Annotated in this window: 21 protein-coding genes and 1 riboswitch; of the genes, 4 read left to right on the top strand and 17 right to left on the bottom strand. The window is 72.8% G+C overall.

Translation table 11 applies throughout. The annotated features are described in order from the left end of the window. Window positions 1–2: 2 nt before the first annotated feature. The 16 genes from cobC to ACWGDB_RS29340 form a co-directional block, all read right to left on the bottom strand. A complete protein-coding gene (gene cobC / locus ACWGDB_RS29265) occupies window positions 3–1,076 on the bottom strand; it encodes an Rv2231c family pyridoxal phosphate-dependent protein CobC (RefSeq protein WP_453825177.1) in 1,074 nt (357 codons plus the stop codon). Continuing rightward, entirely contained in the window at window positions 1,066–1,995 is a 930-nt protein-coding gene (locus ACWGDB_RS29270) for a sirohydrochlorin chelatase (protein ID WP_453825178.1), read from the bottom strand. The genes cobC and ACWGDB_RS29270 overlap by 11 nt, the downstream gene beginning before the upstream one ends. Beyond that, entirely contained in the window at window positions 1,992–2,618 is a 627-nt protein-coding gene (locus ACWGDB_RS29275; RefSeq protein WP_453825179.1) for a precorrin-8X methylmutase, read from the bottom strand. The genes ACWGDB_RS29270 and ACWGDB_RS29275 overlap by 4 nt, the downstream gene beginning before the upstream one ends. Beyond that, window positions 2,615–4,318 (bottom strand): precorrin-3B C(17)-methyltransferase, encoded by a 1,704-nt coding sequence (gene cobJ, locus ACWGDB_RS29280; protein WP_453825180.1) that lies wholly within the window; start codon window positions 4,316–4,318, stop codon window positions 2,615–2,617. The genes ACWGDB_RS29275 and cobJ overlap by 4 nt, the downstream gene beginning before the upstream one ends. Then, entirely contained in the window at window positions 4,315–5,550 is a 1,236-nt protein-coding gene (gene cbiE / locus ACWGDB_RS29285) for a precorrin-6y C5,15-methyltransferase (decarboxylating) subunit CbiE (RefSeq protein WP_453825181.1), read from the bottom strand. Before cbiE ends, cobJ begins: the two co-directional genes overlap by 4 nt. Beyond that, window positions 5,547–6,365, bottom strand: a complete 819-nt coding sequence (cobM, locus tag ACWGDB_RS29290) for a precorrin-4 C(11)-methyltransferase (RefSeq protein ID WP_383597386.1) — start codon at window positions 6,363–6,365, stop codon at window positions 5,547–5,549. The genes cbiE and cobM overlap by 4 nt, the downstream gene beginning before the upstream one ends. A gap of 62 nt (window positions 6,366–6,427) precedes the next feature. Then, window positions 6,428–7,174, bottom strand: a complete 747-nt coding sequence (cobI, locus tag ACWGDB_RS29295) for a precorrin-2 C(20)-methyltransferase (protein WP_453825182.1) — start codon at window positions 7,172–7,174, stop codon at window positions 6,428–6,430. Beyond that, window positions 7,159–8,655 carry a cobyrinate a,c-diamide synthase gene (locus tag ACWGDB_RS29300; protein ID WP_453825183.1) on the bottom strand — a complete coding sequence of 499 codons (1,497 nt, stop codon included), beginning with the start codon at window positions 8,653–8,655 and terminating at the stop codon, window positions 7,159–7,161. The genes cobI and ACWGDB_RS29300 overlap by 16 nt, the downstream gene beginning before the upstream one ends. A 7-nt stretch (window positions 8,656–8,662) precedes the next feature. Continuing rightward, window positions 8,663–9,262 (bottom strand): cob(I)yrinic acid a,c-diamide adenosyltransferase, encoded by a 600-nt coding sequence (cobO, locus tag ACWGDB_RS29305; RefSeq protein ID WP_453825184.1) that lies wholly within the window; start codon window positions 9,260–9,262, stop codon window positions 8,663–8,665. Then, window positions 9,262–11,262 carry a putative cobaltochelatase gene (locus ACWGDB_RS29310; protein WP_453825185.1) on the bottom strand — a complete coding sequence of 667 codons (2,001 nt, stop codon included), beginning with the start codon at window positions 11,260–11,262 and terminating at the stop codon, window positions 9,262–9,264. The genes cobO and ACWGDB_RS29310 overlap by 1 nt, the downstream gene beginning before the upstream one ends. Then, window positions 11,259–14,915 (bottom strand): cobaltochelatase subunit CobN, encoded by a 3,657-nt coding sequence (cobN, locus tag ACWGDB_RS29315; RefSeq protein ID WP_453825186.1) that lies wholly within the window; start codon window positions 14,913–14,915, stop codon window positions 11,259–11,261. The genes ACWGDB_RS29310 and cobN overlap by 4 nt, the downstream gene beginning before the upstream one ends. Beyond that, a complete protein-coding gene (locus tag ACWGDB_RS29320) occupies window positions 14,912–16,423 on the bottom strand; it encodes a cobyric acid synthase (RefSeq protein ID WP_453825187.1) in 1,512 nt (503 codons plus the stop codon). The genes cobN and ACWGDB_RS29320 overlap by 4 nt, the downstream gene beginning before the upstream one ends. Further along, a complete protein-coding gene (locus ACWGDB_RS29325; protein WP_453825188.1) occupies window positions 16,420–17,361 on the bottom strand; it encodes a cobalamin biosynthesis protein in 942 nt (313 codons plus the stop codon). The genes ACWGDB_RS29320 and ACWGDB_RS29325 overlap by 4 nt, the downstream gene beginning before the upstream one ends. Window positions 17,362–17,463: 102 nt before the next feature. Beyond that, a riboswitch (cobalamin riboswitch) is annotated at window positions 17,464–17,604 on the bottom strand. Between the two features lie 116 nt (window positions 17,605–17,720). Beyond that, window positions 17,721–17,942, bottom strand: a complete 222-nt coding sequence (locus ACWGDB_RS29330; protein WP_328428633.1) for a hypothetical protein — start codon at window positions 17,940–17,942, stop codon at window positions 17,721–17,723. A 52-nt stretch (window positions 17,943–17,994) separates the two neighbouring features. Continuing rightward, window positions 17,995–19,227 carry an anion permease gene (locus ACWGDB_RS29335; protein ID WP_453825189.1) on the bottom strand — a complete coding sequence of 411 codons (1,233 nt, stop codon included), beginning with the start codon at window positions 19,225–19,227 and terminating at the stop codon, window positions 17,995–17,997. A gap of 164 nt (window positions 19,228–19,391) precedes the next feature. After that, on the bottom strand, window positions 19,392–20,141 hold the full coding sequence (locus tag ACWGDB_RS29340; protein WP_453825190.1) for a lysozyme: 750 nt from the start codon (window positions 20,139–20,141) through the stop codon (window positions 19,392–19,394). A 208-nt stretch (window positions 20,142–20,349) separates the two neighbouring features. On the opposite strand from ACWGDB_RS29340, the gene ACWGDB_RS29345 reads away from it, so the two are divergent. The 3 genes from ACWGDB_RS29345 to ACWGDB_RS29355 all read left to right on the top strand — a co-directional run bounded on the left by ACWGDB_RS29345 (window position 20,350) and on the right by ACWGDB_RS29355 (window position 24,036). Next, window positions 20,350–21,081, top strand: a complete 732-nt coding sequence (locus ACWGDB_RS29345) for a class II aldolase/adducin family protein (RefSeq protein ID WP_453825191.1) — start codon at window positions 20,350–20,352, stop codon at window positions 21,079–21,081. A 235-nt stretch (window positions 21,082–21,316) separates the two neighbouring features. Beyond that, window positions 21,317–22,444, top strand: coding sequence for an alpha/beta hydrolase (locus ACWGDB_RS29350; protein WP_453825192.1), 1,128 nt, complete (start codon window positions 21,317–21,319; stop codon window positions 22,442–22,444). A gap of 182 nt (window positions 22,445–22,626) precedes the next feature. Further along, window positions 22,627–24,036 (top strand): hypothetical protein, encoded by a 1,410-nt coding sequence (locus ACWGDB_RS29355; protein ID WP_453825193.1) that lies wholly within the window; start codon window positions 22,627–22,629, stop codon window positions 24,034–24,036. 13 nt (window positions 24,037–24,049) lie between these two features. On the opposite strand, the gene ACWGDB_RS29360 is transcribed toward ACWGDB_RS29355, so the two are convergent. Further along, window positions 24,050–24,463 (bottom strand): VOC family protein, encoded by a 414-nt coding sequence (locus ACWGDB_RS29360; protein ID WP_453825194.1) that lies wholly within the window; start codon window positions 24,461–24,463, stop codon window positions 24,050–24,052. A gap of 292 nt (window positions 24,464–24,755) precedes the next feature. On the opposite strand from ACWGDB_RS29360, the gene ACWGDB_RS29365 reads away from it, so the two are divergent. Next, window positions 24,756–25,574, top strand: a complete 819-nt coding sequence (locus ACWGDB_RS29365) for a hypothetical protein (protein WP_453825195.1) — start codon at window positions 24,756–24,758, stop codon at window positions 25,572–25,574. The last annotated feature ends 9 nt before the right edge of the window (window positions 25,575–25,583 follow it).

The following is a 25,583-nucleotide window of genomic DNA, read 5'->3' on the forward strand; positions in this document are numbered from 1 at the left end:
GCTCAGCCACGCGCGAGAGCAATCGCCCGTTCCAGCGCCCGCAGGAAACGGCTGACCGTCACCCGGTCCCGCACCGCCAGCCGCAGCCACTCCTCGCCGAGCCCGGGGAAGGTGTCCCCGCGCCGGACGGCGAACCCGAGGCCGCGCAGGTGCTGTCGTACGGCGGTGGCTCTCGGCAGTCGTACGAGGACGAAGGAACCCTCGGCGGGCTCGACTACCCGGAGTCCCGCCGACGCGAACTCGCCGAGGCCGGCGACGAGATGGGCGCGGTCGGAGGCGATGCGGTGAGCCGCGTGGGCCGCTTCCGCCAGTGCCTGCGGTGACACGCACGCCTCGGCGGCGGCGAGCGCGGGCGTGGAGACCGGCCACAGGGGCTGGGCGCGCTCCAACTCGGCGATGGTCTCCGGGGCGGCCAGGACATAGCCGATCCGCAGTCCGGCCAGCCCCCACGTCTTGGTGAGGCTGCGCAGCACCACCAGGCCCGGCACGTCCGTCCGCCCGGCCAGCGCCTCCCGCTCGCCCGGCACCGCGTCCATGAACGCCTCGTCCACCACCAACGTCCGCCCGGGACGCGCGAGTCCGGCGATGGACGCGGCCGGATGCAGGACCGACGTGGGGTTCGTCGGGTTGCCGACGACGACCAGGTCGGCGTCCTCGGGGACGAGAGCCGGGTCGAGGCGGAAGCCGTCCTCCTCGCGCAGCAGCACCCGGTCGACGGTGTGGCCCGCGTCCCGCAGCGCCGCCTCCGGCTCCGTGAACTGGGGATGAACGACGACCGGCCGGACCACCTTCAACGCCCGTGCCAGCAGCACGAACGCCTCCGCCGCCCCCGCCGTCAGCAGCACCCGCTCGGCCGGCAGCCCGTGCCGCGCCGCCACCGCCGCCCGCGCGGCCCGCCCGTCGGGGTAGGCCGCGAGGGAGCCCAGTGACTCGGCGATGCGCTCGCGCAGCCAGACCGGTGGCGTGTCCGCGCGGACGTTCACGGCCAGGTCGACGAGCGCCGCGCCGGCGTCACGGACCTCGGCGTCGCCGTGGTGCCGCAGGTCGTGCGCCGGCCCGGGTGTCTCAGTGGGCATGCGAATGGGCGCCGTGGTGATGGTGGTGGTGACCGTGGTCGTGGCCGTCGTCGTCCGGGTGGAAGTGCGGCTGCTGCGGCATGCCGACCTTGTCCTCGAAGCCGGGCAGCGCGATGCGGTACACGCACGAGTCGCAGTTCATCCGCAGATCGCCCTTCAGGGCCTCCTCGTAGCGCTCCATCACCAGATCGAGCAGCTCCGGCTCCGGACCGATGACGTCCGCGGAGCGCACCTCGATCTCCGGGTGGGCCGCCGCCCAGCCCTCCGTCTGGTGCCGCACCCGGTCCGGCAGGATGCCCGTGAAGAGGAAGTAGGGCAGCACGACGATCTTCCGCGCCCCCAGCTGCACGCACCGGTCGAGCCCGCTCGGCACGTCCGGCGCCGCCAGCGACACGAACGCCGTTTCCACGCCCGCGTATCCGCGCCCCTCCCACAGCAGCCGCGCCGCCTTGTGCACCTCGGCGTTGGCGTCCGGGTCGGTCGAGCCGCGTCCGACCAGCAGCACGGTGACGTCGGCCCGGTCCCCGGGCGTGCGGCCCTCGGTGCCGAGGGCCTCGTCCAGCCGCCGCTCCAGGACGGACAGCAGCGACGGGTGCGGGCCCAGCGGGCGGCCGTACGTGTACGAGATCCCGGGGTGCCGTTCCTTCTCGCGGGCCAGTGCGGCCGGGATGTCGCCCTTGGCGTGCCCGGCGGACACCAGCATCAGCGGCACGGCGGCGAAGCGGCGTACGCCCCGCTCGACCAGTTCGGTGACGGCCTCGCCCAGCGGCGGCGGGGAGAGCTCGATGAAGCCGCCCGCGACGGGCAGTTCGGGGTGGCGGCGCCCCAGCTCCCGCACGAAGTCGCGGAACGCTTCGGCTCCGGCCTCGTCCCGGGTGCCGTGACCGGCGATGAGCAGGGCGGGCGGCGGGGTGGTCACGATTTCTCCTCGGAATGCGAATCGGGGTGCGAATCAGAATGCGAATCGGGGTGTGAAAGGGGGTGGTACAGCAGGGCGTTGAGCGCGGCGGAGGCGACCGCCGAACCGCCCTTCTCGGACACGTTGCTCACGGCGGGCAGCCCGCTCTCGCGGAGCGCGGCCTTGGACTCGACCGCGCCGACGAAGCCGACGGGCAGCCCGATGACGAGCGCCGGGGCGGCGTCCAGGGTCAGCAGCTCCTCCAGCGCGGTCGGCGCGTTGCCGATCACCCAGAGCGCGCCGGGGCCGACCTGCTCGTGGGCGAGCCGTATCGCGTGCGCCGAACGCGTCAGCCCGGGACCGGCCACCGCGTCCCTGAGCCGGCAGACGGTCTCCCGCCGGGTGATCCCGGCCGCCACCATCTCGACGTCCACGACGACGGGCGCCCCGGCGTGCAGGGCGGCGTGCGCCTTCTGGAGGGAACCCTCGTCCAGGACGAGATCGGTGGCGTAGTCGAGGTCGGCGGCGGAGTGGATGACCCGTTCCACCACGGCCCGGGTCAGTGGCGGGAAGTGCGAGGTGTCCAGGCGGGCGCGCAGCCGCCGGTAGGACTCCTCCTCGATCGGATGGACGACGCGGTTCACTCCGCTCCCTCCTGCGATGCCTGCCAGCGGTAGCCGCGCGGCGTCACCATGCGACCCGCGATGTCCCGGGTCGCCGTGTTGCCGACGGTCACGACCGTCATCATGTCGACCGTCGCCGGGTCGAGGGCGCCCAGTGTCGTGACCCGACTGGACTCGTCCGGCCGCGACGCGTTCCGTACGACACCGACCGGCGTCGTCGGCTTCCGGTGCTCGGCGAGGATCGCGAGGGCCTTGGGCAGCTGCCAGTCCCTGCCCCGGGAACGGGGGTTGTAGAAGGTGACCACGATGTCCGCCCCGGCGGCGGCCCGCACCCGCCGTTCGATGACCTCCCACGGCGTGTGCAGGTCGGAGAGGCTGATGGACACATGGTCGTGGCCGAGCGGGGCGCCCAGGATCGCGGCGGCGGCGAGGGCGGCGGTCACACCCGGCACGCCGATCACGTCGATGTCGTCGGACGCCTCGGCGAGCGCGGGGGAGGCCATCGCGTATACGCCCGCGTCCCCGCTGCCGATCAGCGCGACCGCCTGCCCCTTACGGGCCTCCTCGACGGCCGTGCGCGCCCGTTCCTCCTCGGCGCCGAGCCCCGACTCCAGGACCCGGGTGCCGGGCCGCAGCAGGTCCCGGATCTGGTCGACGTACTGGTCGAGCCCGACCAGCACGGAGGCACGCCGGAGCTCGGCCTTCGCGCGGGGCGTCAGCAGGTCCCGCGCGCCCGGCCCGAGCCCGACGACCGCGAGCCGCCCGCGCCCCGGACGCCGTACCACGGCACAGGTCGCCATCGCGGGCCGCCCGTCGGCGCGCTCGGACTTCCGCTTCGGCACGAGGAGTTCACCACCGCGCACCAGAGCGGCGGCCTCGGCGACCGAGGGCGTGCCGACGGCGGCGAGGGGCGCGTCGGAGGGGTTGGGGACCTCGACGCCCGCGAGCTGCTCGGCGGAGTGGGTCACCACCGGCACCCCGAGCCGCTCGGCGGCCGCCACGATGCCGGGCTCGTCGGCCTTGGCGTCGACGGTGGCGAGTTCGGCGAGGGACTTGGGGGAGAGGCCGGCCTCGCGGAGCGTGCTCTCGATCAGCCCGAGCACCTCGTCGACGGGGGCGCCCTTGGAGGCACCGACGCCGACGATCAGGGACGGCGGGCGCAGCACGACCTCGCGCTCGGCGACGCGCTCGACGAGCCGGTCCGTCACGCGGACGACGTACGCCCCCTCGGCGCCGACCCGCAGCGGCGGCAACGGCCAGGCCACCTCGGCCCGCAGCGCCACCGGCTCCCCGTCGAGCAGCGCCCGCGAGACCCCGGCGACATCGCCCTCCACCGGCAGCCCGAGCGTGTCCAGACCGGGCACCCCCACGGCATCGGTCGCCGTCGTCACCACGGGCTGGGCCCCCAGCAACTCCCCGACCTGCCGGGCGAGTTCATTGGCTCCGCCGCCGTGCCCGCCGACCAGCGACACGGCGAACCGCCCGCCCTCGTCGACGCACACCACACCCGGGTCGGTCGCCTTGCCGGCCAGCAGTGGCGCGACGAGCCGTACGACGGCCCCTGTCGCCAGGAAACAGACGAGCTGCTCGCACTCGGCGAACGCCCGCCGTACGGCGTCCCCGACGGGACCGTCGTACACGCGCACCCGGTCCGGCCACGCCGCGACCAGCCGGTCCCGCGCAGCCGTCCCCGCCGCGGTGGCGGAAATGAGGCCGATCACTGGGCAACTCCCTCTCGGTACACGGGGTTTCTGACGCCCCACAGCAGAAATACGGGATTGGTGGCCGCGAGCCGGGTCACGTCCCCCGGCAGCGGGGCGAGCCGCGACGACTGCAGCAGCACTCCGTCGCAGGAGAACCCGGCACCGGTGAGCGCCTCGCGAGCGGCGGGCACCCGGTCGAGGGCGGCCATGGCGACGACGACGGTCCGCCGCGCCCGACGTGCGCACGCGGTGACGATGGCGGGCAGCTCGCGCCCCCCGCCCCCGATGAACACCGCGTCCGGATCGTCGAGGTCGGACAGGACGGTGGGCGCCGCCCCGTGCACCACGTGCACGTCGACGCCGTGCGCGGCGGCGTTGGCGCGGATCCGCTCCACACCGTCCCGTGCCTTCTCGACGGCGACGGCCGCCGCGCCGAGCCGGGCGCACTCCACGGCCACCGAGCCGGAGCCCGCGCCGATGTCCCACACCAGGTCGCCGAGCCGCGGGCCCAGCCGGGCCAGGGCCAGCGCCCGCACCTCGAACTTGGTGATCATCGAGTCGCGGTGCGCGAAGTCCGTCTCGTCCAGGGCCCATCCGGCGGGCCCCGGCGCAGGACCGGCCACCGTACGCACCGCGCCGACGGACCGCTCGGGGTCCAGGCACAGCACGACGCTCACCGCTGAACCCCAGTCGCGGGCCGCGGCCTCGGCGGGCGTCACCCGCTCCACGCGCTCGCGCCGAGGATCGCCCAGCGCGGAGGCGACGACCAGAACCCGCCCGGTGTGCCGCAGCGCGGCGCCCAGCTCGGCCGGCCCCGCGCCCGGCCCGGTCAGCACCGCCACCTTGGGATGCGCCCGGCACACGTTCACCGCCGTACGCGGCTCACGCCCGTGTGCGCTCACCACCACCGCGTCGTCCCACGGCAGCCCGACCCGCGCGAACGCGGCGGCCACCGAGGACACCCCGGCACGCACATCCAGCCGCTCCGACCCGAACCGCTCGGCCAGCGCCCGCACGATCCCGAGGAACCCCGGGTCGCCCGAGGCGAGCACCACCACGGGCCGCTCCTTCTCGACGTACTGCGCGATCGTGTCGAGGGCGGGTGCCAACGCCCCGAGCACGACCCGCTCCGCCTCGCCGGGCAGGTGTACGGCGTCCAGATGCCGCCGCCCGCCGACGACCAGCTCGGCCCCGGCGAGGACGTCCTCGGGAACCGGCGCTCCCGTCCCGGTGCCGACGACGGTGATCACGTACTGGCTCCCCGCTCACGCAGCGCCCTGCGCGCCTGCGGGTCCGCCTTGCGGTACCCGTGGAAGTGACCGGGGTGGTAGAGGTGCGAGCGCGTGCCGTGCGCGTCGAGGGCGGGGCCGACCAGGAACAGGGTGTGCTTCCAGAGCTTGTGCTCCTTGACGGTCTCCTCCAGCGTCTCGATCGTGCACTTGACCACGAGTTCCTCGGGCCAGGTCGCCTGGTAGGCGACGACGACCGGCGTGGACGTCGGATACCCGCCCTCCAGCAACTCCCGTACGAGCTGCCCACTGCGGGCGGCCGACAGGAAGATCGCCATGGTGGTGCCGTGCTTCGCGAACTCCCTGACCTCCTCCCCGGGCGGCATCGGCGTCTTGCCGCCGCCGAGCCGGGTGAGGACGACGGACTGCGCGACCTCGGGGATGGTCAGCTCGCGCCCGGCGAGCGCGGCGACGGCGGAGAAGGCGGAGACCCCGGGCACGACCTCGGTTCCGACGCCGATTACGGCACACCGGTCGAGCTGCTCCTGCGTACCGCCCCAGAGGGCGGGGTCACCGGAGTGGATCCGGGCGACCTTGAGGCCGTCGGCGCGGGCCCGCTCGTACACGGCGACGACGTCCTCGAGGGACATGGTCGCCGAGTCGAGGATCTCGGCGTCCTCGCGCGCGTGCTGGAGGACCTCCGCCTGAACCAGGCTGGCCGCCCAGATCACGACGTCGGCCTCGGCGATGGCACGCGCGGCACGGAATGTCAGCAGATCGGCGGCACCGGGGCCGGCACCGACGAAGGTCACCTTGCCGGTGGGGGCATCGGCCATGGGAATTCGGTCCTCTCCTACAGGGGTCGGCGGGGGTTGCTGTGCGGGGCGTGGAACCGGCGTCAGAGCTTGCCGCCCCGCCCGCCGTCGCGCCGGGCGGGTGCGATGAGGGTCGAGAGGTAGGGCAGGGGGGAGCCGTCGAGGTCGGCGGCCGGCCGGATCGACTCCTCCGTCAGCCCCAGCGCCGACCCCCACACCGCGTCCTCGAGCCGCCCGGTCTCCCGCAGCGCCTCGGCGACCTCACCCGCCTGCCGGCCGAACTTGTAGGCGACGACGGTCCCGGGCCCGCTGAGAGCCTCCTTGAGCACCGTCGCCCCCGCGGTCACGGGCACGAGCGTGAGCGGCTCGGTCCCCTCGGTGAGAACCGCGCCCGACCTCGCGGCGAGGTCCTGCATGGCGGTGATGCCGGGGACGGTCTCGACGACGGTGCCGGGCACCGACTCGCCGATGGTCTGCGCGAGATAGGTGAACGTGGAGTACACATTGGGATCGCCGATGGTGGCGAACGCGACGGCGCCATGCTGCTTGAGCAGCTCGGCGACCCGCTCACCCGCCGCGTCCCAGGCGGCCTCGCGCCGAGCACGATCGGTCCGCTCGTTGAGCGCGAACACCACCCGCACGACCTTCTCCTCGGGCACGTAGTGCAGCACCGTGGCCTCGGCCCGCCCGCGCTCACCGGTGTCCATGACGGGTACGACGACCACGTCGGCCTCGCGCAGAGCGTTGACGCCCTTGACGGTCACCAGCTCCGGATCGCCGGGACCGACCCCGACTCCGATCAACCTGCTGTTGCTCATGACGTCCGGCACCTCTCCACGAACCGACGGGCGACACCGGGCTGTGCGGCCCAGTGCGTGTGCAGATAACTCGCGTGCACGCCCTGCTGTACGAAACCTTCGACCCGCCGCGGAGGGGTCCTGACCCCCCAGGCGGGAGCCGTCCCCGAGCCGGGCTCGACGACGGTCCGGTGAAACTCGTGCGCCCGCATCCGCGTCCCGGCCGCCGCCAGCACACTGTCACTCACGGCGACCGCGTCCCGATACCCCAGCGTCAGCCGCTCGCTCATCCGCGCGGTCACGTCGAGCACACCGCACATGGGCTGCCCGTCCAGCTCCCGGCTCAGATAGAGCAACCCCGCACACTCTGCGGCCACCGGAGCACCGCTCTCCGCGAGGGCGGCAACGGCCTTGCGCAGCGGTTTGTTGGCGGACAGCCCAGCGGCGTACACCTCGGGAAACCCGCCACCGATGACCAGGCCCCGGGTGCCGTCGGGCAACTGCCCGTCCCGCAGCGGGTCGAAGGGGACGACTTCGGCACCGGCGGCGGTGAGCAGTTCGGCGTGCTCGGCGTAGGAGAAGGTGAACGCGGACCCTCCGGCAACGGCGACGACCGGCCTTTCCGGAGCCCCGAAGGCGGCGGCGGGTTTCGACGCCGGCCCAGGCATTTCAGCCCGTCCGGCGTTTGAGGACGAGGCCCTTTCAGGGCCGAAAGGGGGGTCTGGGGGCGCAGCCCCCAGGCTCGGGACGGGAAGGGGCGGATGGGGCGAAGAAGCCAAGACCTCGGCCGCATCCCAAGCTGCACAGGACAACGCGCCCGCACCCCGTGCCAGCCCCAGCAACCCCTCCAGATCACACCCACGCTCGACCTGCGCCGCCATCGCCGCAACCGCCTCCACGGCCTCCCCACGCCGCTCGGCGACCGGCACCAGCCCCAGGTGCCGCGACGGTGTGTCCACCTGAGCGACCCGCCGCAGCACCCCCAACACCGGCACCCCGGCCGAGTCCAACGCCTCCCGCAGCAACGACTCGTGCCGATCCGAAGCGACCTTGTTCAGAATCACGCCCCCGATGCGCACCTCCGGATCCCAGGACGCGAACCCGTGCACCAGCGCCGCCACGGACCGCGACTGCGACGACGCGTCGACGACGAGCACCACCGGCGCCCGCAGCAACTTCGCCACCTGCGCGGTGGACGCCAGTTCACCCTCCCCGGCGGCCCCGTCGTACAGCCCCATGACCCCTTCGACGACGGCGATGTCACACCCGCGCGCCCCATGCAGGAACAACGGACCGACCAACTCCGGCCCGCACAGGTACGCGTCCAGATTCCGCCCCACCCGCCCGGTCGCGAGCGCGTGATACCCGGGATCGATGTAGTCCGGCCCGACCTTGTGCGGGGACACGGCAAGCCCCCGCGCGGCGAACGCGGCCATCAGCCCTGTGGCGACGGTGGTCTTGCCGCTGCCGGACGAAGGCGCGGCAATGACCAGCCGAGGGACGGAGGAGGACATCACGCGATCACCACTCGATGCCTCTCTGGCCCTTCTGGCCCGCGTCCATGGGGTGCTTGACCTTGGACATGTCCGTCACGAGGTCGGCGAGGCCGACCAGCTTCTCGGGCGCGTTCCGCCCGGTGATGACCACGTGCTGGGTCCCCGGCCGGTCACGCAGCACGGAGACGACCTCGTCGGTGTCCACCCACCCCCAGTGCATGGGGTAGGCGAACTCGTCGAGCACGTACAGCTTGTACGTCTCGGCGGCCAGGTCCCGCTTGACCTGCTCCCAGCCCTCCCGGGCCTTCTCCTCGTTGTCCATCTGGGCGTCCCGCTGAACCCAGGACCACCCTTCGCCCATCTTGTGCCAGTCCACGGTCCCGCCCTGTCCGGACGCTCCCAGCACCCGCAGCGCGTTCTCCTCGCCGACCTTCCACTTCGCCGACTTGACGAACTGGAACACCCCGATGGGCCACCCCTGATTCCAGGCGCGCAGGGCAAGCCCGAAGGCAGCGGTCGACTTGCCCTTGCCGATCCCCGTGTGCACGACCACCAGAGGCCGGTTACGACGCTGACGAGTCGTCAGTCCGTCGTCCGGCACGACACTCGGCTGTCCCTGCGGCATTACGCGGCCCTCCTCTGTACGTCCTTGACCAGGCCGGCGATGGACTCCGCGCGCAGCTCGTCCAACGTCACCGCCGTACCGCCGAGTTCACCCGCGAGCTGCCCCGCCAGCCCCAGCCGCACGGGCCCGGACTCACAGTCGACGACCACGGACGCGACACCCTCGGCCGCGAACAGCCGGGCCGCGCGCCCCGCGAGCGCGACCGGCTCGGGACCGCCCGTGGCCCGCCCGTCGGTCACCAGCACGACCAGCGCCCGCCGGGCCGGATCCCGCAGCCGCTCCACCCGCAGCACCTCGTGCGCCCTCAGCAGCCCGGCCGCGAGCGGCGTTCGCCCACCGGTCGGCAACGACTCCAGCCGGGCCGCGGCGGCATCCACCGACGACGTGGGCGGCAGCGCGACATCGCCCGCCGTACCCCGGAACGTCACCAGCCCCACCTTGTCCCTCCGCTGGTACGCGTCCAGCAACAGCGACAGGACAGCGCCCTTCACGGCGCTCATCCGCTGCCGGGCCGCCATCGACCCGGAGGCGTCCACGACGAACAGCACGAGGTTCCCCTCGCGCCCTTCCCGAACGGCCTGCCGCAGATCGTCCCGCCGCACGACGAGTCCCCGCCCGGACCGCCCACGCGCCCGCTGATGCGGCGCCGCCGCCTGCACGGTGGCCGCCAGGTGCAGCTTGGTGAGCGTGCCTCGGGGCCGCCGCGCGCCGGTCGTGCGCCCATGCTCGGTCCGCGCCCGCGAACGCCGCCCGGCGGCACCTTCACCGATGCCGGGCACGCTCAGCACCTTCGTCCGGAAGGGCTCGGACGCCCGCGCGGGAGTCTGCTCCCCGGCCCCGGCAGCCTGCGGCTCCCCGTCCTCGCCGGCCTCGGGCCGCGCGCCGGAGTCCGCGCCCTGCGGTCCGTCGGGCTCGGACGGCGGCTCCCCGCCACCCCCGCCACCCCCGCCGGGCCCGTCGGGATCGGGATCCTCGTCGCTCTCGTCGTCACCGGAGAACTCCTCCAGCGTGTCGTCGAGCTTGTCCTCGTCCAGCCCCGGCGCGTCGAAGGGGTTGCGGCGGCGACGGTGCGGCAGCGCCAGCAGCGCCGCCTGCCGGACGTCCTCGGCCAGCACCTCGGTGCGCCCGGCCCACGCGGCCAGCGCGGTGGCCGTCCGGGCCATCACGATGTCGGCCCGCATGCCGTCCACCTCGAAGGCCGCGCAGGTCGCCGCGATCTGCCGCAGCGCCCCGTCGCCGAGCCGCACCGAGGGCAGCAACTCCCGTGCGGCGACGATGCGTTGACGCACCGCTGCCTCATCGTCCGCCCACCGGGCCGCGAACCCGCCCGGATCGTCGTCGTACGCGAGCCGCCGCCGCACGACCTCCACCCGCTGCTCGGGTTCCCGCGAGGCGGCGACCTCGACGGTCAGTCCGAACCGGTCGAGCAACTGCGGCCGCAGTTCGCCCTCTTCGGGGTTCATGGTCCCGACGAGCAGGAAACGCGCCGCATGCCGTACGGAGACACCCTCGCGCTCCACATACGACGCACCCATCGCCGCCGCGTCCAGGAGCAGGTCGACGAGGTGGTCGTGCAGGAGGTTGACCTCGTCGACGTACAGGATTCCGCGGTGTGCGTCCGCGAGCAGTCCGGGTTCGAAGGCCTTCACGCCCTCGGCCAGCGCACGCTCGATGTCCAGCGCGCCGACCAGCCGGTCCTCGGAGGCACCGACGGGGAGTTCCACCATGCGGGCGGGGCGCCGCGAGCCGGCACCCGCCTCGTGCGGTCCGTCGGGGCACGCGGGGTCGGGGGCGCCCGGGTCGCAGGAGAAACGGCACCCGGCGACCACCGGAACCTCCGGCATCAGCGCCGACAGCGCGCGTACCGCCGTCGACTTGGCGGTGCCCTTCTCGCCGCGCACCAGCACACCGCCGACCGCCGGGGACACGGCGTTCAGCAGCAGCGCGAGCCGTAGGTCGTCCTGGCCGACAACGGCCGTAAAGGGGAAGGGGGTGGTCACTGGTCGTCGCCCTCCAAGTCGCCTTCGAGCTCCAGGTAGGTGGCGCGCAGCCGCTCCAGCGTCTCGGCGTCCGGCTCGGCCCACAGCCCGCGGTCGGCGGCCTCCAGGAGCCGCTCGGTGACGCCGCGCAGCGCCCACGGGTTGGACTTCTTCATGAAGTCCCGGTTCTCCGGGTCGAAGACGTACTCGGCACTGAGCTTCTCGTACATCCAGTCGTCGACCACGCCCGCCGTGGCGTCGTACCCGAAGAGGTAGTCCACGGTGGCAGCCATCTCGAAGGCGCCCTTGTAGCCGTGCCGGCGCATGGCCGCCATCCAGCGCGGGTTGACCACCCGGGCGCGGAACACGCGGTGCGTCTCCTCGCCCAGCGTCCGCGTCTTCACCTGGTCCGGTACGGCGCTGTCACCCACGTACGCCTCGGGGTTCGCGCCCGTCAGGTGCCGCACCATGGCGACCATGCCGCCGTGGTACTGGAAGTAGTCGTCGGCGTCGACGAGGTCGTGCTCGCGGGTGTCGACGTTCTTCGCGGCGACGGCGATCCGCTTGAACGCGGTCTCCATGTCGCCGCGCGCCGCCCGCCCGTCGAGCCCGCGCCCGTAGGCGTAGCCGCCCCAGACGGCGTACACCTCGGCGAGGTCGGCGTCGGAGCGCCAGTTGCGGGCGTCGATCAGCGGCAGCAGGCCGGCCCCGTAGGCGCCCGGCTTCGAGCCGAAGATACGGGCCGTCGCGCGCCGCCGGTCGCCGTGCTCGGCGGTGTCCTCGTCGGCGTGCGCACGCACGTAGTTGCGGTCGGCGGGCTCGTCCAGCTCGGCGACCTTGCGGACCGCGTCGTCGATCAGCCCCACCACGTGCGGGAACGCGTCCCGGAAGAAGCCGGAGATACGCACCGTGACGTCGATGCGCGGCCGTCCGAGCTCCTCCAGGCCGATGATCTCGAAGCCGGTCACCCGGCGTGAGGCGTCGTCCCAGACCGGGCGGCAGCCCAGCAGCGCGAGGATCTCGGCGATGTCGTCGCCCTGGGTGCGCATCGCGGACGTGCCCCAGACGGTCAGGCCGACCGACTTCGGGTAGTCGCCGGTGTCCTGGAGGTACCGCGCGACCAGCGAGTCGGCGAGCGACTGCCCGACCTCCCAGCTCAGCCTGGACGGAATGGCCTTGGGGTCGACGGAGTAGAAGTTGCGTCCCGTCGGCAGGACGTTGACGAGCCCGCGCGTCGGTGAACCGGACGGCCCCGCCGGGACGTAGCCGCCGTCGAGCGCCTTGAGGATGTGGCCGATCTCGTCCGTCGTACGGGCGAGACGCGGCACGACCTCGTTGCAGGCGAACTCCAACACGGCGACGGCGTCGGGGAGTTCGGTGCCGAGGACGTCGCGGATCAGCGCACGGCTCTCCGTGACCGCCCAGTCGCGCTCCTCCATCCCCTCCGCGATCCGCCGGCACAGCTGCTCCAGCAGGTCGATCGCGTCGGCGGCCGTGCGTGAGGGGCCGTCGACCAGATCCGACAGCTCCACCGGCACCTTCAACGGCGCGCCCGGTTCGCCCAGCAGCTCCTTCTCGTCGAGCCCGAAGTGAACGGCCAGCGAGGCCCTCAGGCCCGGCAGGGCATTGGCCTGCCCGCCCCACACCTGCGAGGCGCGCAGCACGGCCAGCACGAGGTTGACCCGCGCCTCGTCGACCGGACCGCCGCCGAGGATGTGCAGCCCGTCGCGGATCTGCACGTCCTTGATCTCGCACAGATAGCCGTCGATGTGCATGACGAACTCGTCGAAGTCGGCGTCGTCCGGCTGGTCGTCGACATGCAGGTCGTGATGCAGCTCGGCCGCCTTGACCAGCGTCCAGATCTGCGCGCGGACCGCCGGCGCCTTGGCCGGGTCCAGGTCGGAGACGAGTGCGTACTCGTCGAGCAGCTGCTCCAGCTTGGCCAGGTCGCCGTAGGTGTCGGCCCGTGCCATCGGCGGCACCAGGTGGTCGACGACGGTGGCGTGCCCGCGCCGCTTGGCCTGGGTGCCCTCGCCGGGGTCGTTGACGATGAACGGGTAGATCAGCGGCAGGTCCCCGAGGACCGCGTCCGGGGCGCACCCGCCGCTGAGCCCCAGCCCCTTGCCGGGCAGCCACTCCATCGTGCCGTGCTTGCCCATGTGCACGATCGCGTCGGCGCCGAAGCTGTTGTCCAGCCACCTGTACGCGGCCATGTAGTGGTGCGACGGCGGCATGTCGGGGTCGTGGTAGATCGCGATCGGGTTCTCGCCGAAGCCGCGCGGCGGCTGGATCATCACGACGACGTTCCCGAACTGCAGCGACGCGAGGACGATGTCGTCCCCGTCCACGTACAGCGACCCCGGCGGCTCGCCCCAGGCCTCCAGCATGCCGTCCCTGAGCTCCGGGTCGAGCTTGTCGAACCAGGCCCGGTAGTCGGCCAGCGGCACGCGCGCGGGTGCGGCGGCCAGCTGCTCCTCGGTGAGCCACTCGACGTCGTGGCCACCGGCGTTGATGAGCCGGTGGATCAGCTCGTCGCCGTTGTCCGGGTAGTCGGTGAGGCCGTACCCGGCGTCCCTGAGCGCGTCCAGCACCCGCACCGCCGAGGCGGGCGTGTCGAGACCGACCGCGTTGCCGACGCGCGAGTGCTTGGTCGGGTAGGCGGTGAAGACGAGCGCGAGCTTCTTCTCGCCGTTCGCCATGTGCTTCAACTGGGCGTGCCGTACCGCGATCCCGGCGACGCGCCCGGCCCGCTCCGGGTCGGCGACGTACACGGGCACGTCGTCGGGACCCTGCTCCTTGAAGGAGAACGGCACGGTCACGAGCCGTCCGTCGAACTCCGGGATCGCGACCTGCATCGCCGCGTCCATGGGGGACAGGGCGGCGTCGGACTCGTCCCACGCGGCTCGCGAGGAGGTCAGGCAGAGGCCTTGCAGCACCGGCACGTCGAGCTCGGCGAGCCGGCCGATGTCCCACGCCTCCTCGTCACCGCCCGCCGACGCCTGCGAGGCGTGCGTGCCGCCGGCCGCGAGGACGGTGGCGACCAGGGCGTCGGCCTTGCCTAGGATCTCGTACAGCTCCGCGTCCGCCCCCCGCAGCGAACCGCAGTACACCGGAAGAGCGTTGGCGCCCCGGGCCTCGATCGCGTCGCACAGGGTGTCCACGAAGGCGGTGTTGCCGCTGAGTTCGTGGGCCCGGTAGAAGAGCACGCCGACGGTCGGACGGCCGTCGACGAGGGCACGCTCACCATGGACGCCGAACTCCGGCATCTTCTGCGGCTCGACGAACCCCTCGCCCGTCAGCAGCACGGTGTCGGAGAGGAACCGCGCGAGTTCGGTGAGGTTGGCGGGCCCGCCCTCGACGAGATACCTCAGCGCCTCGGCCACCACACCGGCCGGGACGGACGACTCGGCCATCAACTCCGCGTCCGGGACGGCCTCGCCGCCGAGCAGCACCGTCGGGATGCCCGAGGCCTTCAGCGCGGCGAGCCCGTCCTCCCAGGCCCGCTTGCCGCCCAGCAGACGTACGACGGCGATGTCCGAGCCCTCGATGAGCGCGGGCAGTTCCTCGGTGACGTCCACGCGGGTCGGATTGCCGATCCGGTACGAGGCACCGGAAGCGGCCCTGGCCGCCAACAGGTCCGTGTCGGCGGTCGACAACAACAACACAGTGCTCATGCGGGCGCTCCCGGTGGAATGAAAGGCAGTCCTTGCGGCGCGCCCGACTCGATGAGCCGACGGAGCGCGTCCGTGTCAGCGTGCTGTTCGATCAGGTCGCCGAGCCGGTCGAGCTGTTCCTCGCGCAGCGCGGCGAACGACGTGTCGGGGGCCGGCACGAAGCGGCGGCCCGCGGCGGCGGCCACCTCGCGCAGGAAGGCCCGCCGGAAACCGTCCGACTCCAGCGAACCGTGCCAGTGCGTGCCCCAGGTCTGGCCGACCCGGCAGCCGTCGAGGAAGGCTTCCCCGCCATGGATCTCGGCGACCCCGTGGTGGATCTCGTACCCCGCGACGTGCGCGCCGAGGGCCTCTCCCTCCGGCCGGGTGAGGGTCTTCTCGCGGGCGAACCGCACCCGCACGGGCAACACACCGAGCCCCTCGACATGGCCCCGCCGGCTCTCGACCTCGTCCTCGATGTGCTCGCCGAGGACCTGGAAGCCGCCGCAGATGCCGAGGACGGGCCGGCCTTCGGCGACCCTGCGCTTCAGGGCCTCCGCGAGCCCCCGCTCCCGCAGCCACTCCAGCGCCCGGACCGTCCCCCGGGTCCCCGGGACGATGACGAGATCGGCGTCCGCCAGCTCCTCAGGCCGGTCCACGAACCGCACGACGACGCCGGGTTCGGCGGCCAGGGCGTCGACGTCGGTGAAGTTGGACATGAGCGGCACGGCACAGACGGCGATCCGCAGCACGTCCTCGCCGAGAGGCGGAGCGACGTTCGACTCCCGGACGGTCCCGCGCAGGGACACCCGCAGCCCGTCCTCCTCGTCGATGCCCAGGCCGTGCTGGAAGGGGAGGATGCCGTAGGTGTGCCGTCCGGTGAGGCCGTGCAGCATGTCGATCCCCGGCTCCAGGAGGCTGACGTCGCCGCGGAACTTGTTCACCAGGAATCCGGCGACGAGCGCCTGATCCTCGGGCGAGAGGAGGGCGACCGTCCCGAAGAAGGAGGCGAACACGCCCCCGCGGTCGATGTCACCCACCACCAGCACGGGCAGCCCGGCGTTGCGGGCGATCCCCATGTTGACGATGTCGGTCCGCCGCAGATTGATCTCGGCCGGAGAGCCGGCCCCCTCACAGATCACCGCGTCATACGTGCCCCGCAACTCGGCGAGACAGTCGAGCACGGTCCCCAGCAACTGCTGCTGCCGCCCGCCGTGATAGCCGCGTGCGCTCAGCTCACCCACCGGCTTGCCCAGCAGCACGACCTGACTGCTCTGCTCCCCACCGGGCTTGAGCAGCACGGGATTCATCAGCGCGGTCGGCTCGACCCGGCACGCCTGTGCCTGCATGGCCTGCGCCCGCCCGATCTCGGCGCCCTCACGCGTGACGAACGAGTTGAGGGACATGTTCTGCGCCTTGAACGGCGCGACCTTCACTCCCTGCCGCACCAGCCACCGGCAGATCCCGGCGGTGACGACGCTTTTGCCGGCGTCGGACGTCGTGCCGGCGACGAGGAGACCACCGCCCGTCATGAGGTACGCCCCTTCGCGATGCGGCGCGCGGCGACACAGACGCCGAGCGCCAGCCAGCCGACGCGCTGCGACAGCCGTACGGCCCGTTCGATGTCCTGCGTGCCGACGGCCCGCCCGTCCCCGTTCAGCACGGGCCGGTGCTCGACCCGTCCGCCGTACGACAGCGTCCCGCCCAGCCGGACCCCGAGCGCCCCCGCGAAGGAGGCCTCCACGGGCCCCGCGTTGGGGCTCGGGTGCTGGGCGGCATCGGCGCGCCACGCTCGTACCGCCCCACGGGGGTCACCCCCGGCGACGGCGGCGAGTACGGCGGTCAGCCGGGATCCCGGCCACCCCGCCACGTCGTCGAGCCTCGCCGAAGCCCAGCCGTAGCGCCGGTACCTGGGCGACTTGTGCCCCACCATGGCGTCGAGCGTGTTCACCGCCCGGAACCCGACCAGCCCGGGAACGCCTGCCACGGCGCCCCACACCAGCGCCCCCACGACCGCGTCGGAGGTGTTCTCGGCGACGGACTCCACGACCGCCCGCGCGATCCCGTCCGCGTCCAGTGCCTGCGGATCCCGCCCGCACAGATGCGGCAGCCGGGCACGTGCCGCCTCGACGTCCCCCGCTTGCAGTGCCTGCCCGATCACCCGGGCCTCCCGGGCGAGCGAAGTCCCCCCGACGACCGCCCAGGTGGCGGCGCCGGTCAGCGCGACGGAGGTGGCGGGGGACGTACGTGCGAGACGAGCCGCGGCGGCACCGAGCGCCACGGCGCCACCGGCGCACACAGCGGTGTGCACCGCACCGAAAGCGCGGTGGTCGCGCCACAGGACCCGTTCCACGGCGGCGGCGGTCCGCCCGAACACGGCGACCGGATGCCCCCGGCGAGGATCGCCGAGCAGCAGATCACCGAGAAGTCCGGCGGCGGCGCCGTACGCGAAGACGCGATCGGCACGCATCGGGGTCAGCCGATCGTCGAGTCAGACGAGGGTCCGGTTCTGCATGTCGATCGGCAGGCGAGCATCGCGTTATGTCCTCACTCAGGGTGTCCGCGCCCTGGTTCGACGAGATCGGCGGTGAGAGTTCCTGGCTCCCGGGGGCTATCTACCCCGGTGACAGTGGCGGGACCGCGCCGGATTCACACCGGCTTCCTCTCCTGCCGCCGCACATGGCTCCGGCAGTCCACCACGGGGTTGGAACGGCCGTCAACTTGCCGTTGACCTGCGAAGGGAGAGTGTGCGAAGGCCCACACAGCAGTGAGGTGCGGGACGGTGATCCGTCCCGCACCTCGGGTGTTTCAGGTGGTGCGCGTCGTGCGTCAGGCCACGATCAGATAGATGCCGTACGCCACTGCCGCCGCGCATGCCGCGAAGCACGCGTACGCGCCCGTGACCGCGAGAGAGGCCGAGTCGCCCTGCGCCACGGCCCGTTCGCGTCGCGACAGGCCCGCGATGCCGAGGGTGAACAGACCCACCAGGGCCACGGTCACCACGAGGCTGACGCCGAAGACGGAGCCGAGTGCCGCCCAGTCGATCTTCATGCTTCTGCTTTCTTGAGTGAGTGAGGGGGAGTGACTGGAATGACCGGGTGCGTCAGACGGAGGCCTTCGAAGGCTTCGGCTCCGAGGACTGGGCCGGGATGGTGGCCGTGAGCTCCTCGGTCGCCGTGCCCGCGGGCGGCGGGGTAACGGCGGCCATGGCCGTGGTCACCACGCCGGCCGGCTCGTCGGACTCGTTGACGTTGGTGTGGTCGATGACCTCGCGGCGGGAGATCTTCCAGATCGCGGCGCTGGAGGCGACCAGGAAGACCGCGACGACGGCCGTGCCCCAGGCACCGAAGCCCGTCACGTACTCCGCGATCGCGCCGACCAGTGCGGCGGCCGGGAGGGTCAGGCCCCAGGCGACGAACATGCGGGTCGCCGTCGACCAGCGGACCACGCCGCCCTTGCGGCCGAGGCCCGCGCCCATCACCGCGCCGGAGACGGAGTGCGTGGTGGACAGGGAGAAGCCGAGGTGGGAGGAGGCCAGGATGACGGTGGCCGCGCTGGTCTGGGCGGCGAAGCCCTGCTGCGGCTGAAGGTCGGTCAGGCCCTTGCCCATGGTGCGGATGATGCGCCAGCCACCGAGGTAGGTGCCGAGCGCGATGGCCACGCCCGCGGAGAGGATGACCCACATGGGCGGGTCGGAGTCGGGCGCGAGGGTGCCGCCGGCGACCAGGGCGAGGGTGATGATGCCCATGGTCTTCTGCGCGTCGTTGGTGCCGTGGGCCAGGGAGACCAGGCCGGCCGAGGCGATCTGGCCGGCGCGGTAGCCCTTCTTGGCGGACTCGCCGTCGGCCTTCTTGCCGAGCGAGTAGGTCAGGCGGGTGGCCAGCAGCGCGGCGATTCCCGCGACCAGCGGGGCGGCGATCGCCGGGATCAGCACCTTGGTGACGAGCGCGTCGCCGTGGACCGCGCCGACGCCGGCCGAGGCGATGGTGGCGCCGATCAGACCGCCCATCAGGGCGTGCGAGGAGCTGGAGGGCAGGCCCACCAGCCAGGTCAGCAGATTCCAGAGGATCGCGCCGACCAACGCGGCGAAGATGACCTCGGGACGGATGCCGGTCTCGTCGACGAGACCTTTGGAGATCGTGTTGGCGACCTCCACGGAGAGGAAGGCGCCGACAAGGTTCAGCGCGGCGGACATGGCCACCGCGACCTTGGGCTTGAGCGCACCGGTCGAGATGGTGGTGGCCATCGCGTTGGCGGTGTCGTGGAAACCGTTCGTGAAATCGAACGCGAGTGCGGTTACGACCACAATCGCGAGGATCAGCGAGAAGTTTTCCATTTACCCAGGCAATCGTTCGAGGTCATTGGCCGGTCGAACGTAGGTAACCTGAGTGAACGGAAGGTGAACTGGGGTGAGCCGCACGGTGTCCGGGTGAGGGGGTTAATCGTCCGGTGGACGAGGCCCCTCTCTATCGGCCATCGCGCGGCCCAGGCGCCGCAAGGTCAGTAGCCTCGGGCAAACTTTTTCAGCTGGCTCATGGACCCGTTGAAGAGATTTTGGTCACCCGGCAGGCTGCCGCTGCCGTTGTCGTACTGCCAGATGGTCCAGAACCGCCATCCGGCCGGCAGTGCCCCCGCGCTGGAGGAGTCGTAGCGGGCTATCCACAGCGCGTGGTTCGACGCGAAGGCGCGGCTGCCGCCGGTGCAGTTGTTCCACCAGTGCGTGGTCGTGTAGATCACCGGGCGGCGGCCGGTCAGTCGCTTCACCTCGTTGCTGAAGGACTGGATCCAGCTGACCATCTTGGCCTTGCTCAGCCCGTAGCACTTGTGCTTGCTGTACGGGTTGTACTCGATGTCGAGGGCGGGTGGCAGGGTCCAGCCGTCGGACCGCCAGCCGCCGCCGTTGCGCACGAAGTGCGCGGCCTGTGTCCTGCCCGACGACTTGTCCGGCAGTGCGAAGTGGTAGGCGCCGCGGATCAGGCCAGCGCTGCGGGAGCCGTTGTACTGCTGGCCGAAGTAGGGGTTGCGGTAGGTGTGGGACTCGGTCGCCTTGACGTAGACGAACTTGGCGCCCTTGCTCTTCGAGCTCTGCCAGTTGACGTTCTTCTGGTGGGAAGAGACGTCATGGCCCCTGGGCTTGCCGGCCGCCGCGGCCGGTATCTCGGCCAATGCGGTTCCGCCGAGCGTGAGCGCTGCGACGGATACCGCCAGGAAGCGGGAGCGGTGACGGGACGGTTTGCGATCACGGGCCATATTTCCCCCCGGAATGGCGACGTGCACGACAAATCAGCCAGAGGCTACGGGAAGATCGTTGAATCCTGATCGATCCCAGGCCAAGCTGACGGGTGAGGGGCTATGTCCCGGTATGCGACCTGCCGGACGCCGGTCCTCCTCCTCTAAAGTGCCTCGGCCCGGCGGCGACTTGATGCCGTGCCGCCGCCCCGCCTGGCAGGATCGCCGCATGGCTGAGGAGCGGCGGGACCAGCGGGGTGCGCGGGACGTGCGGGAGGGCGCACAGGAAGTGGGGGAGTCGTGGGGTCGCAGTGCCCGCCCCGAGGAGGTGGAGGCCTGGGAGGCCCTCGTGGCGACGGCCCGCCGAACCGTCTCCGACGGCCTGGTCGTCGGCACGTCCGGGAACCTCTCGGTGCGGGTCGACGACACCGTGCTGGTCACGCCGTCGGGAGTGCCCTACGACCGCCTGGCGCCGGAGGACGTGACCGGGGTCGACCTGGCCGGCAGGCAGGTGCTGGGCACGCTGGTGCCGACGAGCGAGCTGCCCATGCACCTCGCCGTCTACAGGGCCACGGACGCCGGCGCCGTCGTCCACACCCACGCGGTCCACGCGACGGCCGTCTCGACCCTGGTGCCCGAGCTCCCGCTGATCCACTACATGGCCGCAGCCCTCGGCGGCCCCGTCCGAGTTGCCCCCTATGCGACGTACGGCACCCAGGAGTTGGCCGAGAACATGCTCCAGGCCCTCACCGACCGCACCGCCTGCCTCCTCCAGAACCACGGCACGATGGCCTACGGCACGACCCTGGACCAGGCCTACGACCGCACGGCCCAGCTCGAGTGGATGTCCCGCCTGTGGCTCACGGCATCCTCGGTGCCGGGCCTGTCCCCGACGCTGCTGTCGGAGGGGCAGCTGGGGGAGGTGGTGGAGCGGCTGCGGGGGTACGGGCAGCAGGGGTGACGTTTTGCGGGTGCGGGTGCCCACGGCTGCAATCCGACGCCGGTCCGGGCATCTCAGCCCGTCCGGCGTTTGAGGACGAGGCCGTTCAGGCCGACAGCTGGGGTCTGGGGGCGGCAGCCCCCAGCAGGCCCGCGCCGACGCCGCACACCCCGCAAGCCCACGGCAGTGACCCCGCACAGCCCACGGCAGTGACCTCCCACTGGCCGCCACCCCCATCCGCCCGGACACTGGAGGGGTGCGCACTGTCAAAGCGACGGCCGCTGCCGTCACCGTGGCTCTGGCCGCCGGCGCCGCAAGCGTCGCCGCCGGGCGGTTCGCCAGTGGCGTCGCGCTGACGGCGCCCCCCGGCAGGCCCCTGCCCACCGAACCCCGCCTCACCGTGCACGCCACGGCCGCCGGCCAGATCGCGCTCACCCGCGACCTGGCCTCCCTGCGCCCCGGCACCTACGGGCTCTCCGGCGACGGCTCGCACGCGGTCGTCGGCCCCGTCCTCACCGCGGCGAAGCACTCCGCCGACACCGTCGTCCGCCGCCTGGAGCGCGTCACCCACGGCACCCTGGAACCCGGCGACAACGTCTGGCTCACGCCGAACGTGTACGTCGGCAACCCGAGCGACGCCCTCGGCCTGGAGCACGCCGACGTCGACATCCCCGGCGAACTCGGCGCCCTGCCCGCCTGGTTCGTCCCCGGCGCCCGGGACACCTGGGTCATCGCGGTGCACGGCCTCGGCACCACCCGCGAACAGGCCATGAACGTCATGGAGTTCCTCAGCGGCCGCCACTTCCCGGTCCTCGCCCTCGCCTACCGGGGCGACCTCGGCGCGCCCCGCCCGCCGGACGGCCTGAACCACCTCGGCGAGACCGAGTGGCGCGACCTGGACGCCGCGATGCGCTACGCCGTGCGGTACGGCGCCAAGCAACTCGTCCTGCTCGGCTGGTCCACCGGCGGCACGATGGCGCTGCGCGCCGCCGCGCACTCCGGGCTCCGCGACCGTGTCTCGGGCCTCGTCCTGGACTCCCCGGTCCTGAGCTGGGAGGCCACCCTGCGCGCCCTCGCGTCGGCCCGCCACACGCCGAGCGTGCTGCTGCCGCTCGCGGTCCGCGCGGCACAGGGCCGCACCGGCCTGAACGCCGACCGCGCCAACGGCAACGGCAACCGCGACGACCTCACCGTGCCGACCCTGATCTTCCACGGACCCGACGACCGGGTGGCCCCCTGGAGCCTCTCCCGCCGGCTGGCCGACGCCCGCCCCGACCTGGTGGCCCTCCAGACCGTCGACCGCGCACCCCACGCGGCCATGTGGAACGCCGACCCAGAGTTCTACGAGGAGTCGCTGCGCCGCTTCCTGACACCGCTGATGTGACGTCGGTGCGACGCCTCTCGGCCCACCCCTCCCACACGGGTCCCGCAGATTCCATTTAACCCCGTACCAGTGGCCTGTATTCGGCCCCTTGCCGCTCTCAGGACCCCGTGCGTTGGCCATCCCCGTAGCCCCTCGTGACATTCCGTTTGGGTTTTCGGACCGTCAACCGGAAGACTGCACCCGTGACGTCCCGTATCCCGCGCGACTCCAGGCTCCGACTCGTCCGCCCGCGACCCCTGGCCGCCGCCCCACGAGCTGTGAACCAGCGGCGCCCCCGCCGCCCCGCGCCCCGCCCCCCGGAGGGCACACCGGCCCGGGCGGAGCTGGCCAGAATGGCTCGCTCCGGTCTGGCCGCCGCGGCCCGCGTCGCCCACTGGGCCGACACCGCGCTGCGCCCCGGCCGCGACAGTGCCAGCCCCGACGGCAAAGGCACCCTCTCCGAGGCGACGGCCGAACGCGCGGCCCGCGACCTCGGCCTGACCGTGACTCAGGTCCGCGCCGACTGGGACACCGCCCGCCTGGCCGGACTCGTCGAGGTGCACGGCGACAGCGCCCGCCCCGGCTGGCGGCTGCGTGCCTGGGACCGTGACGACAGCGCCGTGCTGCGCGGCTGGGTCGCCCTCTTCGACGCCTGGTCGCTCGCCCACCCGGAACCCGAGGAGCACGAGCACGGCACCGTGGCCGACGTCGTCTCGGCCCTGCCCCAGGTGCTCTCGTTCCTCCAGCTGTCCGCCGGGCCCGTCCCGGTGGAGCAGCTCCTGGACCTGCTGGAGCAGCGCGTCACCGAGCTGCGCACCGAGAGGTGCGAGATCCCTTACGGGCCCCAGCCCCAGCCCGCGCCGGTCGTCGAAGCCACGGCCGCCGAGGACACGGCTCTCGCCCCGCTCCTCGACTGGGCCCTGCACGCCCTCGCCTCCGTCGGCGCCCTCACCTGCGGCGACGGCCAGGCCACGCTCACCCCGCTCGGCAGCTGGGCGGTCTGGGTCAAGCTGGAGCAGATCTGCGTCGCCGCGCAGAGCCCCGCCGGGAACATCGAGCAGTCCGCCGAAGCCATGCTCCGCGGCTGCGCCCAGCTCCGCCCGAACGCCGCCCGCGACGAATACCGCGCCTGGCTCGCCGCCCGCCCCGTGGGCAGCGCCGTCACCGAACTCCTCGGCGCCGCCCGCGGCGACGACGCCCTCCTGCGCGGCCTCGCCTTCGAGGCGCTGCGCGTCGTCGGCGCCCCCGCCGAGCCCGACGTGCGTGCCGTCCTCGACCAGCCGACCCTGCGCCCGTACGCCCTGCTGTGGCTGGCCGAGCACGACGGCATCGACCCCGAGGACGCCCACGAGGTGCTCACCCGCGACGAGGCCACCTGGCTGTGGGTCGACACCGCCGCCGCCGTCGCCGACCACGGCGAGGCCCCGATGCTGGTACGGCACCTGGAGTCCTCCGTGCAGCCGACCGTGCCCGCGCTCCTCGACGAGGTGCGCGCCGTCGGCCACCCCCGCACCGTGCAGGTCCTGGTCGCGCTCGCCGCCGCACACCCCGACCCCGCCCTCGCCAAGGCCGTACGCCGCGCCGCCTTCCAGGTGCACACCGGGGGGAGCTGAGCCGGACCGGCGCTCAGCCCTTGATCTCGGGGGCGTAGGTGCCGAAGCTCCACACATTGCCCTCGATGTCCCGGGCCATGTAGTCCCGCGAGCCGTAGTCCTGGTCCGTCGGGGGCATCAAAATCTCCGCGCCCTGCTCCACGGCCCGCCGGTGGTGTGCGTCGACGTCGTCCACGACGACGTACACCCCGGTCGTGCCGGCGTCCTTCATCACCTTGTCGAAGGCGCTGCCGGTGCCCTTGGAACCGAGCATCACCGCGCCGTTGCCCTGCGTCAGCTCGGCGTGCGCCACCGAGCCGTCCTCGCCCTCGTACACGGCCGGCGCCGTGAACCCGAAGGCCTCCGTGAGCTGCTTGATCGCCGCCTTCGCGTCCGCGTACAGCAGCGTGGGGTAGATGCTCGGACGCCCACCGCTCGTGCCTGCCATACCGATCACTCCTTCGTGACCCATCGCCGTGATCCAGTTCCGTGGTCCATCGCTGTCGACCGCCGGAAAACCGACCGCTGCCCAGTCTTGCAGCGACCACTGACAACGGCCCGCGAACCGAAGCGGCCAAGCGGGCGAAGGCCCGAGCGCCCGCGCCGTGTCCCGACGGCAGACACCCGCCAATGGCCCCGGGCATGGCTACGCTGCTGCGCCTGATCCGTGGGAAGCGGGCTCAGGCACGGCCGGACGAGACCTGGCCGACGAGACCGGGCCGATGAGACCAGGGGGTGTGGTGGCCACTCAGCCGGTCGAGGCGGCCGAAGGCAGCGAAGCGACCGCGGCTCCCGCAGCCACCGTCCCCGAGCCCGCCACAGCCACCCGCTCCCGCCTGCTGCCGACGGTTCTCGCGCTCCTCCTCGCGCTCCCGCTCCTCGCGATCGCCCACCACGCCCGCCCCGCCCCCTACGGCGACCACCTCACCGTCCACGCTGCCGCCCACGCGCGCGTGCGCCCCGACACCACCCCGCAGCGGCCGCCACCGCCACCGGCGCCCCTCCGCACGCGTGGAGCGGCTCTCGAGGCCCACCACCCCGTCACCGGCGCCCCGCTATGGCGCTACGCCCGCGAAGGCCGCCGCCCGCTCGGGTCGCTCCACGCGCGCGGGGAGGTGATCACGCTCTGGGACGACGGCATGGTCACCGCCACCGACGGCCGCTCGGTGCGCTGGCACCGCGCCCTGCCCGCGGCCGGCGAGTGGCTGCCGGCCCACGGCGGCACCGGCGTCCTGCATGCCCTCGGCCGCGGCATGCTCGCCGTCGTCACTCCGCACCGCGTCGCCGCGTACCGCGTCGCCGACGGCGACCTGCGCTGGGTGCTGCCCGCCCACGAGGGCTGTGCCTTCGAGCCCGCACGTGCCGTACATCACGGCAAGACGCTCCTCCTCACCCAGCCCTGCACCGGCCCGGTCCCGACCGCGCAGGTCATCGCCGTGGACGACCTGGGGCAGATCACCCCGCACCGCCGACCGCTCGGCAACGAAGTCCGCGAGAGGGGCACCGTGCCGCGGCCCGAACACGTGAACCCAGAAAAAGTGGTTGCACCGCCCCGTTAGACTGGCCTC

The organism is Streptomyces sp. NPDC055013 (assembly GCF_053608645.1).